This window comes from Pseudomonas sp. (assembly GCF_046581935.1).
Lineage (GTDB): Bacteria > Pseudomonadota > Gammaproteobacteria > Pseudomonadales > Pseudomonadaceae > Aquipseudomonas.
This window is the reverse complement of record NZ_JAYGFK010000015.1, coordinates 18726-33175: the sequence shown is the minus strand read 5'-3', so window position 1 is coordinate 33175 and position 14450 is coordinate 18726. Positions and strand designations below refer to the sequence as shown.

Sequence of the window (14450 nt, the reverse complement as noted above, 5' to 3'; positions counted from 1 at the left end):
AGCTTTGGTTTAAGCGAACAAAACGTCTGATTCTGCCAGCGCGGTTACGCCCACCAACTTGATGGAGAAGTCCGCAACAAGGCTACCGCCGTTGTTGCCGTAAACAGTGGTGTCGTTGCCATCGAAGACCGCCCACATCTGTTTAGCGCCGGTGGCCTCTGTCGCCGACGCATTGAGCGTCCAGCCTTTGAAACCCTTGAAGCTGAGCAGGTCTTCGCCGCTGGTGAAGTCCTGGATGATGTCTTGCGTGGCGTTCAGGCCTAAGTCTTTGAGCGAAGTGAAGCTGAAGGTGTCAGCGCCAGCACCGCCGATAAGCGTGTCGATACCCAGGCCACCGATGATCAGGTCATCGCCACTGCCGCCAATCACCAGGTCGTTACCGGCGCCGCCATTGAGTACGTTGCCGCCGTCGTTGCCAGTGATGATGTTGTTGGCCGCATTGCCGGTCAGGTTGAGCTTCAACGTGCCGGTGTTGCCGGCGTCGAGGTTTTCCAGGTAGTTGGCCAGCATCAGGGTGGTCAGCTTGCTGGCCTCGGCCAGTTTGACTTGCGTCTCTTGGCCGATGCGCAGAATCAGGGTGTCCTCGCCATCGCCTTTCTTCTCGCTGATGCTGTCTTCCAGCGCGACCGTTGCGTTTCTGCCAACGCCCTTGGCAATCAGGTCGACCGTATAGGTGTCGCTGCCTTTGCCGCCAATCAACTTGTCGACATCACCGGCGCCATCCAGGTGGTTGGCACCGGCATCACCGGTGATGGTGTTTTTCAGCGCATTGCCGGTGCCGCTCAAGTTGTCTTGTGCAGATCCGGTAAGCGTGAGGTTTTCGAGGTTGGCGCCGAGGGTGAACGACACCGACGACTTGACCGTATCAATGCCTTCATTGAGTGCTTCGATCACCCGCTCATCGAGGTCATCGACGATATAGGTGTCATTGCCCTTGCCACCGGCCATGCTGTCCGCACCGGCACCGCCGTCAAGAATGTTGGCGCCGTCGTTGCCGATCAGCCCATTGGCCAGTTCATTGCCGGTGCCGTTAAGTGTGGCTTTGCCAGTGAGGGTTAGGTTTTCGAGGTTGGTGCCTAGGGCGTAGGTGATCGAGGACAAGACGGTGTCTATACCGCTGGCGGCGTACTCGAAGACTGTCGTGCCTTTTACCGCCACCACATAGGTGTCATCACCCAGGCCACCGCTCAGGGTGCTCGCAGTTTTGCCAGCGTCGAGCACGTTGTTCAGGTTATTGCCTAGCACGCTGAATATGCCGGTGCCGGTTATCTGCAGGTTCTCCACCTGGGACAGATTGGTGGTCATGTTGATCAGTGAAGGGCTAGCCATAGTGGCCCCTTTGTATGTGATACGCAGGGTGTCGATACCATCGTCATCGAAGGATTGGGCCATGTACGTGTTGATACGGCCAAGCTCAAGGTCGCGGTCGAGGATATAGGTGTCGTCGCCGGCACCGCCGATCATGTAGTCAATGCCGGTGCCGCCGTCGAGCACGTCGTTGCCGTTGCCGCCATAGAGGGTGTCGTCGCCCGCCAGGCCAAACAACAGGTCGTTGCCTTCGTCGCCGTACAGCGTATCGGCACCAGCATTACCGGAAATGCGGTCGTTGCCCAGGCCGCCTTCGAGGTAGTTGCCCTCTTTGCTGTTGCCAGTGATGGTGTCGTCACCGCCTAGCAGGGCGGCCTTATGCAAGGCGTAGCTTTCATTGCTCACGGCATCGGCCAGGGCTTGCAGCATGGCTTGGGTGAAGGTGGTGGCGCTGTAATTGTCTGCGTACGTTTCGGAGTAGCCGCCGCCTTTCAACGAGTACCCAAAGTTGTACGTCAGGCTGTCCAGCACGCCGGTGAGCGTTCCGGCTACCGCGTCAAAGGTCAGGCCGGTTTTGCTCAGCAGCGAGACCGTGTCCACCAGGCTGCCAGTGAACTTGGTGCCCCAGGAGGTGCCGCTCTGCGTGCTGTTTGCGGTCAGGGCCGCCGAGTTGATGGTGGTGGTCTGCAACAGCAGATCACCGTCGCCATTGGCCACGTACTGCTCCAGGCCTACAAACTTTGCCGAGCCGGATGTCGTCGCCTTGATTGTGGTGACGTCGCCGCTTGAGGTGGCGGTGCCCTTGGCCGTAGCGGTGTAACCGGTGACCGTCAGGTGCCCCGCGTCGTAGGGATTGCTCTGGGTAGTCCAGGTGTCGACGTACTGGGTGCTGGAGCTGTAATCCATTTCACTGTCGTCGTCGTAGCCGGACTCGGTTTCGAACGTTTGGTCGACCAGCTTGGTGCCGTTGGCAAGCACCGGGTCTTGCAGCTTGCTGCCGGTCAGGGTGTACGTCGTTATATGCGGCGCGTCGGCCAAGGGGTAATCGATTGTCTGGCTTGCTTGCTTGTCGGTCACCACACCGCCCTGCGCGATGTAGTCGCTGATAACGCGAAACGGCTCGCCGGCTTCGGTTCCAGTGCGCAGCAGATCTACGAATTGCGAGCCGAGGTCATCGACAAGCACACGGGTGTCGCTGGATTTGATCGTTGCCATTAACTATCCCTGTTATTCAGTCTGCCCAGAAAACATGTAGCCGCCCCCGTGAACAGTGCTCACGGGGGCGGCTTGTTTGATGCGCGGGCGCTGCTTGGCGGCGGCGCCTTGGCGGGGTTTAAACGAAGGTGAAGTCGGTCTCGCTGATGCTGGTAACGCCCAGCAGTTTGATCGAGAAGTCGGCATCCATTGAGCCGCCACTGTTGCCGTAAACAATGGTGTCGTCGCCGTCGAGCACCGCCCACAACTGCTTGGTACCGGTAGCGCCGGTGGCAGTGGCATCAAAGCTCCAGCCTTTAAATGCCTTGAAGTTGAGGACGTCTTCACCGGAGGTGAAGTCGGAGATCACATCTTGCGTCTCGTCAAAGCCCAAATCCTTCAGCGAGGTGAAGCTGAATATGTCACTGCCGGTGCCGCCGCTCATGGTATCGGCACCCAGGCCACCGATGATCAAATCGTCGCCGTCACCGCCATCAATCACGTCGTTGCCGGCGCCACCGTTGATCACGTTGTCGGCGTCGTTGCCGGTAATCACGTTGTTAGCTGCGTTGCCGGTGAGGTTGAGCTTCATAAACCCGGTGCTGCTGGCGTCGACGTTCTCCAAGTAGTTGGCAAGGGTCAGCGTGGTGGCCTTGGTTGCACCGTTCGCGGCGTTAGCGACATCGCCATCGGCACGCAGCACCAGTGTGTCGGCATCGCCTTCGCCTTTCTTCTCGGTGATGGTGTCTTGCAGCGCGACCGTCATTTTGGTGCCGCTGCCTTTGGTGATCAGGTCGACGATATAGGTGTCATCGCCTGCACCGCCCAGCAGTTTGTCGACGCCCGCGCCGCCATCCAACGTGTTAGCGCCGATGTTACCGGTCAGAATGTTATTGAGCGCGTTACCGGTGGCCGTCAGGTCACCAGAGCCGGAGAGGGTGAGGTTTTCCACAAACTGCGTGTCGTTGAGGTCGAAGCTGATGGAGGCCTTGATGGTGTCAGTGCCTGAATTGCTCTCCTCGGTAACCACATCACCGATATCGTCAACGATGTAGGTATCGTTGCCTTTGCCACCGATCAGATCGTCCGCGCCGGCACCACCGTCGAGGATGTTGGCGCCGTCGTTGCCCCTAATCACGTTGTCGAGCGCGTTGCCAGTACCGTTGAGTGCGGCTTTGCCCGTCAGCGTCAGGTTCTCGATGTTGTCGCCCAGGGTGAAGGACACCGAGGCGAAAACCGAGTCTGTTCCGTTGGCGTCGTCTTCAATAACTTGAGCGTCCTTATGGCCGACCGAATAAATGTCGTCGCCTTGGCCGCCGCTGAGGATGCTGGCGGTTTTGCCGGCATCAAGGGTGTTGCTCTGGTCGTTGCCGATTACGTTGAACACGCCAGCTCCAGCGATCACGACGTTTTCGACATTAGCGAGATTGATGGCGCTCAGGTCCACCGCCACCGCGTTAACGCCAGCGCCACCTTTGAAGGTAATGCGCAGAGTGTCGGTGCCTTCGCCAACCTCTTCTTCCACCAACGCCAGCTCAGCTGCGCTGTCCAGCACGTAGGTGTCGTCGCCATCACCGCCAATCAGGGTGTCGACGCCAGCACCACCGTTGAGTACGTTGGCGCTGTCGTTACCGATCAGGGTGTTGGCCTGGGCGTTACCGGTGAGGTTGAGTTTGGTAAGGCCGGTGAGACTCGCGTTGAGGGTTTCCAGATTGGCCCCCAAGGTTAGCGTGGTGGTGCCATCGGTTGCCAAGGTGCCGCGGAGCATCAGCGTGTCGTTATCGCCGCCATTGGAAGCCTCGGTAATCGTGTCCTCCAGCGCGACAACCGCCTTGGCGCCGGTGCCTTTGAGCACCAGATCGACCAAAAATGTATCGCTGCCTTTTCCGCCGATCAGGCTGTCAGCACCTGCACGACCGTCAAGCACGTCGTTACCCTCACCGCCGTTAAGGGTGTTTTTATTGTCGTTGCCGATCAGGACGTTATCGAGCGCATTGCCGGTTCCGTTAATGGCGGCAGTACCGCCCAACGTCAGGTATTCCAGATTGGCGCCCAGGGTCCAGGTAATCGACGCCTCGACGAGGTCGGTGCCTTCATCCTCATTCTCGACGATGGTGTCTTTGGCGTTATCGACCAGATAGGTGTCATCACCCGCGCCGCCAATCAGCGTATCGGCGCCAGCACCGCCATCGAGGCGGTTGTCGCCGGCGTTGCCGGTCAGCACGTTGGTCAACACATTACCGGTCGCATCGATATCGTCGCTGCCGGTCAGGGTGAGGTTTTCGACGTTGTCGCTAAGCGCGAAGCTGACGCTGGAGCGGACGGTGTCGGTTCCTTCGTTGATGAACTCGATGACTTGGTCTGCGGCGTCGTCAACAATGTAAATATCGTTGCCCTTGCCGCCGATCATAGTGTCGGCCCCGAGCCCGCCAATCAGCAGATCGGTGACATCGGCACCAACAAGGGTGTCGTTACCCAATCCACCATCGAGAGTCACACCCGTGGTGCCGCTCCAGGTGATGGTGTTATTGCCGTCATCGCCGGTCAGCGTGCGGAAGTTGCCGTTGGCATCGAAGACTTTGTAATAGATGTCCCCGTCCACGTCGTCATCGACATTCTGACCACCCCACAGAATAGTAAAGCCGCCTTCGTCGGTAGCGCTAACTTGCGGATAAAGATTCTGATAGCTGGATTTGGCTACTATCAGCTCAATGCCAACCTTGGCGCCGCTGCTATCGAACATCTGCGCATACACGAAGGCTGTGCCTGTATAGGTATCAGCGTCATCAGAAGTTGCCCAGGTCACCACGTAGCCGCCAGTGGTCAACGCGGTGATCGACGATTCGCCATAAATACCGGCAGTAGTATTGACCTGTGTTTCGCCACCCAGCTTGGTTCCAGCCTCACTGTAGTGCTGCTGGAAAATATTGCTGTCGCCGGCTTCACGGGTCCAACTCACTACGTAGCTATGGTCATGCAGCGTAACCACTTCTGGGTTGAACTGACTGCCTGTGGTGCTGGTGTTCACCTGAACAGCTTTGCCGTCCTTGACGCCTGCAGCGGTGAAACGCTGCAGGTAGATTTCTTCGTTGCCCTTAGCATCTTCGTTTTCCCATACCGCCACAAAGCCGCCGTTATCTAGGGCTGCAACGCTGGGAGAGGAGGAGCTTCCAGTTGTGAGGGCAATAGCCTGGTCGACGCTATTGCCGTTGGCGTCAAAGAACTGTACGTAAGCCTTGTCTGGCTGATCTGCGTTTTGAGCTTCTTCGGTCCAGCCGATGACGTAGCCGCCATTGGATAACGCTGTGGTCGACAGATCCCAGCGGTCGGCACTGCCGGTGTCGGTATCGTTGAGCTGAATGGAGGCAGCGTCTTGGTCAAATACCTGCGTAAAAAAGTGCGATGACTGTAGTTGTGCGTCCGCCGAGTTCTGCGACCAACTGATCACAAAACCATCATTGAGCGCGGCCACCACGGGCTCTTGAGCAGCGTCGGTATTGGTCAGGAGTTCGTTGGACAGTAACGTCTCGCCGTTGTAGTGCTTAACGCGGATACCGTCGTTTTCCTTCCAGACGAAAACCTGGGTACCGTCTTTAAGCGTGGCAATGTCAGGATTCTGCGCGGAGACGTCATGCCCGCCTTCCTGCGTTCCGCTGTTATTGGTCAGAGTAATTTCGCCGTCGGCAAATCTGACCTTCTCAATGTCAGGGATGATATCGAAGTTATCAGGCCCTTCGTTATGATTGTCGGTGCTGTTAATGCCGGTAATGCGCAAGGCATTGCCAAAACGGGTGGTACCGAACTCGTAGTCTTCCTGATTGCCGGACGTGACGACAGTATCTATACCGCCACCGCCCACAAAGTAGTCTTCCCCGCCGCCGCCCTGAAATACGTCATCAAAATCTCCCCCGCTTGTTTCTACTGGCTCGCTGCCTAGCCAGGTAATGAAACTGGCACCGGCAGAGGTTTCAAAGACAGTAACCATGTGCAGGTCGCCGTAATCGTCTTCCCACTCGTACTCGGAGACCACGACACTGGCGCCATCTTCGAATAGAAGCTCTGTATCAGCGGGAACAATCGCGAAATTATTCGAATCAGCTTTTTCCGCGATGACTATGTTGCCATCGTCGTCACGGGTGAACGAGTAAAGCGCTTGGGTACCACTGATTTCGACACTGATATCGATGCTCATCGTTCATTCCTTGCCGGTAGAGCTCGACCCTCACAGGGGCTCTTCTGTGGAGGCGCGCATGATGTCGAAAAAATTCTGAGAGTGGGGCGAGACACGTATGTGTCGGGCTCAACACTTTTACCAGAGACTAAAATTACTGGCAATCGGACATTTTTACGGCGCGACATGCGGCTATACCACTCGGTTCCCGGCGTACTGAGCGAGTGTGAACTGTGTCACATATTATTTTCTCGGCAACAAAAAGGGCAACACGCAATGCGTGTTGCCCTGTTGCCCCAGCCTAAGGTTTACCGCTTTACGGTGACCATCACACCAGCACGAAATCGCCCGCGTCGAGGGTGGATACACCCACCAGTTTGATGGAGAAGTCCTCAGCATTAGAGCCACCACTGTTGCCGTAGACGATCAAGTCATCACCATCTACCACCGCCCACAATTGCTTGGTGCCTGTGGCATGGTTCTCTTCACCCATACCATTGAAGCTCCAGCCTTTCAAGGCAGCGAAGTTCAGCTTGTCTTCGCCAGAGGTGAAGTCGGTAATCACATCCTGGTTTGCGTTCAAGCCCAGATCCTTCAAGGACGTGAAGGTGAAAGTGTCGTGCCCGCCCCCCCCGGTCAGGGTATCAGCGCCTACGCCGCCGATGATCACGTCATCACCTGTACCGCCAATAATAAGGTCGTTGCCGGCACCGCCACTGAGTACATTGCCGGCGTTGTTGCCTTTGATCTCGTTGTCAGCGGAGTTGCCGGTCAGGTTCAGTTTCAGCAGGCCGGTATCGCTGGCGTCGACGTTCTCCAAGTAGTTGGCAAGGGTCAGCGTGGTGGTCTTGCTAGCTCCAGCCAGTTTGTCCACCAGATCGGCGCCGGCACGCAGCACCAGGCTGTCGTGATCACCCTCGCCTTTCTTCTCGGTGATGGTGTCTTCCAGCGTAAGCGTGGCTTTGGCACCTGTGCCTTTGGTAATCAGGTCGACGATGTAAGTGTCATCACCCGCACCGCCGATCAATTTATCTACAGCAGCGCCGCCATCCAGGATGTTGTCACCCGCGTTACCGGTCAGGGTGTTAGCGCCGTCGTTACCGGTTGCATTCAGGTTGGCCAAGCCGCTCAGCATCAGGTTCTCGACATTCAACGCATCGTTCAGATCGAAGCTGATGGAGGCCTGGATGATGTCGGTGCCGCCACCGATTTCTTCGATAACGATGTCGCCCACGTTATCAACGATGTAGGTGTCGTTGCCCTTGCCGCCAATAAGGGTGTCTGCACCGGCACCGCCGTCGAGGATGTTGGCGCCATCGTTGCCAGTCAGCACGTTGTGCAGGCTGTTACCGGTGGCGTTAAGCGCCGCTTTGCCGGTCAAGGTCAGGTTTTCGACGTTGACGTAGTTGTTCAGGTCGGCGGTGAAGGACGCCTCGATGGTGTCGTTGCCAGCATTGTTCGCCTCAACAACCTGAGCGGTCTTGTTGATGAGCACGTAGGTGTCGTCACCCAAGCCACCGTTGAGAACCCCGGTGGTTTTGCCCGCATCGATGCGGTTGTTCAGGTCGTTACCCTTGACGTTGAATGCGCCGGTGCTGGTGAACTGCACGTTTTCGACCTCGGCCAGGTTGGGCGCCGTGAGGTCGACTACCCGCGCATTGCCCGTGGTACCGCCTTTCAAGGCAATGCGCAGCGTATCGTTGCCATCATCGGCAACCACATTGCCGGCCAACAGGTTGACCAGCGCGAGCTCTTCCAGGCTATCGATCACGTAAGTGTCGTCGCCACCCATGCCGACCAGCGAGTCGAGACCTGCGCCGCCGGTGAGCACGTTGTCACCGTCGTTGCCGATCAACGTATTGGCCAATGCATTGCCAGTGAGGTTGAGTGTCAGGATGCCAGTCTGGCTAGCATCGAAGACTTCAAGATTGGCACCCAAGGTCAACGTAGTGGCGTTGGTGGCGGTGGCCAGCTTGCCCTCCACGTCGTTGCTAAGGCGCAGCACCAGCGTGTCGGCATCGCCTTCGCCGACCTTCTCGCTGACGGTGTCTTCCAGCGCGACAGTGGCTTTGGCGCCACTGCCCTTGGCCACTAGGTCCACGATATAGGTGTCATCGCCGGTGCCGCCGAACAGTTTGTCGGCGCCACCAGCGCCGTCAAGCACGTCGTTGCCGGCACCGCCATTAAGGGTGTTGGCCGCAGCGTTGCCCGTCAGTACGTTGTCCTGGCCATTGCCCGTGCCGGTGATGGCTGCAGCGCCGGTCAGGGTGAGGTTTTCGAGGTTGTCGCCCAGCGTCCAGGAGATGGACGACTCGACCGTGTCGGTGCCACCATTCTCTGTTTCACGGATCACATCGCGCGCGCTGCGCACCACATATGTGTCGTCGCCATCACCGCCGATCAGCAGGTTGCTGCCGCCCTGGCCGTCGAGGTGGTCATTGCCGTAGCCGCCCACCAGCGTGTCATTGCCTTCGCCGCCGGTGAGCACGTCGTCACCGTCGCCACCATCAAGGGTAATGCCGGCTTTGCCAGTCCAGTTCAGCGTGTTGTCGCCGCTGTCGCCGGTCAGCGTCACCGAGTTACCGTTGGCGTCGTACTGCTTGGCGTAGATGTCGCGGGCCGAGGAGTCATCGCGCTCACCCGCTTCCCAGGTGACCAGGAAGCCGCCGTCGGCGCTCGCGCTGATGGACGGGAAGTAGTCTTCGTCGTTCGAGGTCACCACCACTAACTGGTCGCCGACTTTCACGCCGTTTTTATCGAACACTTGGGCGTAGAGCGAGGACGCGCCGTTGTAAATGTCACGCTCGTCACTGGTGGCCCAGGCGATCACATAACCGCCGCCTTTGAGTGAGGTGATGACCGGGTCGTTGTGGAAACCGGTGCCGGTATTCACTTGGCTTTCCGCGCCCGCTTTCTTGCCGTCGGCGGTGTAGCGCTGCATGAAGATGTCGATGGCGGTGGTGCGCTCCTCGACATACTGATTACCGAATTCGTCGGTGTACTTCAGGTCATCGTCGGTTTCACGCGTCCAGGTCACTACGTAGCTGCCGTCCGCTAGAGTAACCACTTCAGGGTCGCCCTGATCACCGCTGGTGCCGCTGTTGACCTGGCTCGCCTTGCCGTCGAGCGAACCGTCGGCCTTGAAGCGCTGGATATAGATTTCTTCGCTTTCCTTGGCGTCGTTGACGTATTCCCAAACGACCACGAAACCACCGTTCTGCAACGCGCTGACGCTGGGTTCGAGGGCGCTCAGCGCGCCGGTGGCCAAGGCCACGGGCGCGTTGAGCGCAATACCGTCAGCGCCGTAAAGCTGCACGTAGGCGTTGCCCACGGCATCTTCGTAGTGGCCGCTGAACTGATCATCTTCAATCCAATGCCCTGGAGTCTCTTCGGTCCAGGCCAGCACGAAGCCACCGTCTTTGAGCTGGGTCACCGAAATATCGCCAAGCTGTCGATCCGCATCGACGGCCGTCTGCTGGACCGTCGAGCCAATCGCCTGACCGTATTGATCAAAGAGGTGGAGATTCAGGGTATTGCTGGTCTCATCGCCCCACGAGACGATAAACCCACCGCTCAGCGCGGTAACACCTAGCGAACTGTCGCCAACCTGAATACCGGAGTTGGCCGCTTGCTGCCAATTATCATCGCGCAAGATTTGCGTCAGCAATGCACCGTCTTGCTTCCACACCACGACTTGGTTGCCATCGTTCAGCGCGGCAGTGACCGGTGTTTCGCCGACGATTTGCGCGTCCACTTCCAAGTCGGTGGTGCCGTCGCTGATGGCGATGGTCGCATCGTTGAACTGCACACTTTCAATGCTGAGCAGGGCGTCGTGATCCATAGGGCCGCTCACCACGACAGCGCCGTCTTGCAGGCTGAACGTACTGTCAGTCAGTTCGCCGTTAACAATCACGGTGTCGTGGCCGTTGCCGCCGTCCAGGATGTCGTTGCCCGTGCCGCCGGTGAGGGTGTCGTTACCGTTGTAGCCCTGCAGGGTAACGGCGTCAGTGCCGGTCCAGGTCAGGGTGTTGTCGGTATCATCGCCGCTGATGGTGGTGATCAAGTCGCCCGCAAGATCGCCTGAGGCATTGTAGCGCTGGCTGAGCATCATCGAGGCGCCCTGCTGGTTTACACCCGCGACCCAGGTCACGACAAAGCCGCCACCCTCAAGGGCAGTAACGTCTGGCTCGTAGGTGTTTGCGTTCTCTTGAACGAGGATGCGATCACCGACTGTGGTAAGGCCTTCTGAATAAATCTGTGCGTAAATTGAGTTGGCGAGACCTCCCTCATAGGTCGTCCACACGACCAGATACTGGCCATTTTCCAGCTGGGTCAGACTGCCGTCATTGGCATTCGAGGTCGACGCAGGGGTTAGCGCAATCGACTCACCTACGGGGCTAAAATCGTCACCGAGCTGCTGGGCAATCAATGCCCGCCCGTAACCGCCAACGCCATTCGCAACGCTGGCTACCCAGGTCAACAAGTAGCCATCATCGTTTGCAAGCAAAGAGGGGTATGAGGCGTTTTCGTACGCGCTGTCCAAGTTAGTCACCTGGATCGCTGCCGACTTCGGTACGCCGCTGGCATCAAACGCGCGCACGCTGAGGGTGCTGTGATAGACGGTCCCGTTGACGCCCGCGGTCGAGGTCTCTTGAACATACGTAACGAGAAAGCCGCCATCGGCGGTAGGCAGAATGGTCTGATCGTCGACAACCTGGCCTTCCACCGTCGCCCCACTGACCTTCTGTACGCTGCCTTGCTTGGCGCCGTTGGCATTGAACAGTTGGGAAAAGATGTCGCCCGTTTCGGTCCAAATACCCGAGTCTTCGTCGCCCTCTTCCTTGATGGAAGACCAGGTCACGACGAACTTGCCGTTGGACAACATCGACACTACCGCATCGTCCAGCTGGAGTGTTTTGCTGCTGGCGATCGTTTGTGGCTTACCGTTGGCAACGCCGGCGGCGCTGAACTGCTGAACTTGGATGGTGCTGGTGTCGTTGGACTCGGCGCTCCAGGCGACCACATAACCACCGTCACTTTTCGCGGTGACGGTTGGGTCTTCGGCCTCACCGGAAAAGAGTTGGGTTTCCTTAACAACCGAGCCGGCCGCATCGTACTGCTGCAGAAGAATGCCCTCCTCCGCGTCACCGTAATATTCCCAGACGATCACATAACCGCCACCCACTAGGGCCGTGGAAGAAGGCGAGCCAAAATACGAGGTGGTGGAACTGGCGGCGTGGTTATTGACGGTCTGCGTGAGATCAACGGTGCCGCCTTCGGAGAATTCGACGGTGTAGTCGTCGGCGCTTTGCGCGACCACGTCACCTGTGACGTTGTTTACAACCTTGAGGGTGTCGCCTTCGCGCGTGAAGCTAAAGTCCGTTTGGTTTCCATCAATAGCAATGCTCATGTCCATGTCCTTGCAAATACAGTAGGCAGTGAAACCGCGCGCATCGCCGAAAAGCCGCAGCGCACGCACGCTAGTTGGTAAAAATTTGGCGCTGGTTTTGTGTCAAAAATGGAGCTTTGTATCAGGCAGGTTACTTGCTGGCAATAGGCTACCTAGCGAATGTCATGCGGCGAAACGACCATTTTTAGCGGTAGCCGCCGCCGACCGAACGGGCAAGATGTGTCGTTCTGGTGGACAGTCAGACGTAAAAAGGCAACACGCGATACGTACTGCCCTTTCGATACATCAGCCGTTGCTCAAGGTTTCAACACGCTTTACGCCAACATAAAGTCTCCGGTAACCAGGCTGGGAACACCCATCAGCTTTATGCAGAAGTAGGCATCGACAGAGCCGCCGTTGTTACCGTAGACAATGGTGTCGCTGCCTTCGACCACTGCCTATAGCTGCTTGGCGCCGTCGTTGCCGGTCAGCACGTTGTGCAGGCTGTTAAAACGATAGTCTGCGAGATTCCTTTCAATCTGAATTGGTGCGCTAGTGCGGCGTCTAGCTGCAAAGTTAATTCGATTGGCTATTACGTGTTGTAGATCGCGACCTGATTGCGTCCGCCGTGCTTGGCCACATACAAGGCCTGGTCGGCTTGTTGTGAGAGCAGTTTGCCGTCCAGTTCTGGTGCCAGTTGGGCGATGCCGCAACTAAAGGTGCAGGACAGGTCGTGGGGTTGCGCCGAAAATTGAATTTCCGCGAAGCGCTGACGGATATCGTCCAGCACGCGACTGGCGGCCTCGGCGTCGGTGTCGGGCATTACCACGGCGAACTCTTCGCCGCCGTATCGGCCGATATGATCACTTTTGCGCAGGCGTTGCTTGAGGAACAACGCCAGGCTCTTGATTACCCGGTCGCCCATGGGGTGGCCGTAGGTGTCGTTAACCTTCTTGAAGAAGTCGATATCGATCATCGCAAAGCTCAACGGCTGGCCGTCGCGCTCGGCGCGAAAGCGCGCATCTTCAAGAAGTTGCAGGGTATGGGTGTGGTTGTACAGGCCGGTCAGGCTGTCGCGCACCATGCGCGCTTTAAGGCTGCGGGCACGGGCTGCGCGGTTGCGCACGGTGGCAATCAGATGGCGAGGCTTGATTGGCTTGGTGAGGAAGTCGTCACCGCCTTCGCTCATGGCATCTAACTGCTTATCCAGGTCGTCTTCGGCGGACAGGTAGATGATCGGCACACTGACATAACGGTCGTTGTGACGGATCACCTGGGCCAGTTCCGGGCCGTTGCACTCGGGCATGTACATGTCGAGGATGATCAAGTCCGGCTGGAAGTCAGCGAGGTGGCTCATGGCCTGGATCGGTTCAATCAGCGTGCGGGTGACGATGCCGGCGCTATTGAGTACGCGCTCGGTGTGCGTGGCCTGGGCCCGCGAGTCGTCGATGATCAGCACCTTGTAAGGCTCGTACTGCGCAACATTGGTCAGCACTTCAATGCGCTCGAACAGGTTCGAGGCATCCAGACTGCCCGTAAAAAACTCTCGGCCGCCCGCGCGTACAGCGGAAAGGCGGGTCATGGTGTCGGTATCTTCGGCGCTGAAAAATAGCAGTGGAATCTTGTGCGTCAGGCCGTCCTGCACGCTTTGCGCCAGTTGCAGGCCGCAGCCTGGGCCGGAAAAATCGACTTCCATGACAATCGCCGCCGGATGGCGTTCGCGCATTGCGTTGCGAAACGCATTGGCGCTGTCCAGGGCAATGGCATTCATGCCAAAAAACTCTAGGCGTTGCACCAGCTGTTCGGCGCGCTCTATGTGTTGCAGAGCCAGGTAAACCGGTTTGCGCAGTGGCGGCAGTAAGGTTTGTTCGAATCGATCGCCATGACGCAGACCCATACGCGACAGGCGCTGCAGCAGCTGATTGAGCTGGCTAATTAGCGTGCTGTTGAGTCGGCCGCGGTTGTCGGCCACTTGTTGCAGGCAGCTGTCGATTTCCTGCGCCAGCTGGCTGTGTTCAGCTTGGTCGAAACGTTCGGCATAGCGCTGCAGTAGCTGCGCGGCTTCGCGCAACTCGCTCATACCTGTCTCGTTCCACTCGCTGCGTTGCAAGCGTTGCCAGACTTCCAGCACCTGGCGCGCCTGGTTGATCACGCGTTGGGCAAAGTGCTGCTTGAGGCGGTCGCGACTGGGGTCTTCGTGCTCGATCATGGCCTGATTTCAGGTGATGGCTCAGTGCTAGCAATGCTAACACCGACAGTTCTATTTACTAGCCCCGTCGATCTATTGGCGTCGGCCTTCTGTCTATGCCATCGCAAATTATGTCATTGCTAGAACTGGCGCTAAGTTTGTCGTTCGCCGCTGCGCAGCGGTGCGTGCTTCCCTTATAG

4 protein-coding genes are annotated in these 14450 nt (G+C 57.9%); all 4 read right to left on the bottom strand.

Going from position 1 to position 14450, the window contains the following annotated elements:
• Window positions 1-9: 9 nt before the first annotated feature.
• Window positions 10-2523, bottom strand: a complete 2514-nt coding sequence (locus tag VCA57_RS13450; protein ID WP_411185545.1) for a hypothetical protein — start codon at window positions 2521-2523, stop codon at window positions 10-12.
• Between the two features lie 118 nt (window positions 2524-2641).
• Window positions 2642-6694 (bottom strand): hypothetical protein, encoded by a 4053-nt coding sequence (locus tag VCA57_RS13445; protein WP_411185544.1) that lies wholly within the window; start codon window positions 6692-6694, stop codon window positions 2642-2644.
• A gap of 307 nt (window positions 6695-7001) precedes the next feature.
• Window positions 7002-12083: a beta strand repeat-containing protein gene (locus VCA57_RS13440; protein WP_411185543.1), complete on the bottom strand. Its 5082-nt coding sequence runs from the start codon at window positions 12081-12083 to the stop codon at window positions 7002-7004.
• A 571-nt stretch (window positions 12084-12654) separates the two neighbouring features.
• A complete protein-coding gene (locus tag VCA57_RS13435) occupies window positions 12655-14271 on the bottom strand; it encodes a diguanylate cyclase (RefSeq protein ID WP_411185542.1) in 1617 nt (538 codons plus the stop codon).
• Between the last annotated feature and the right edge of the window lie 179 nt (window positions 14272-14450).

Excerpts from the sequence above, each read along its gene's own strand:
- VCA57_RS13450 (WP_411185545.1), bottom strand. The coding sequence starts at position 2,523 with ATGGCAACGATCAAATCCAGCGACACCCGTGTGCTTGTCGATGACCTC.
- VCA57_RS13440 (WP_411185543.1), bottom strand. The coding sequence starts at position 12,083 with ATGAGCATTGCTATTGATGGAAACCAAACGGACTTTAGCTTCACGCGC.
- VCA57_RS13435 (WP_411185542.1), bottom strand. The coding sequence starts at position 14,271 with ATGATCGAGCACGAAGACCCCAGTCGCGACCGCCTCAAGCAGCACTTT.
- VCA57_RS13445 (WP_411185544.1), bottom strand. The coding sequence starts at position 6,694 with ATGAGCATCGATATCAGTGTCGAAATCAGTGGTACCCAAGCGCTTTAC.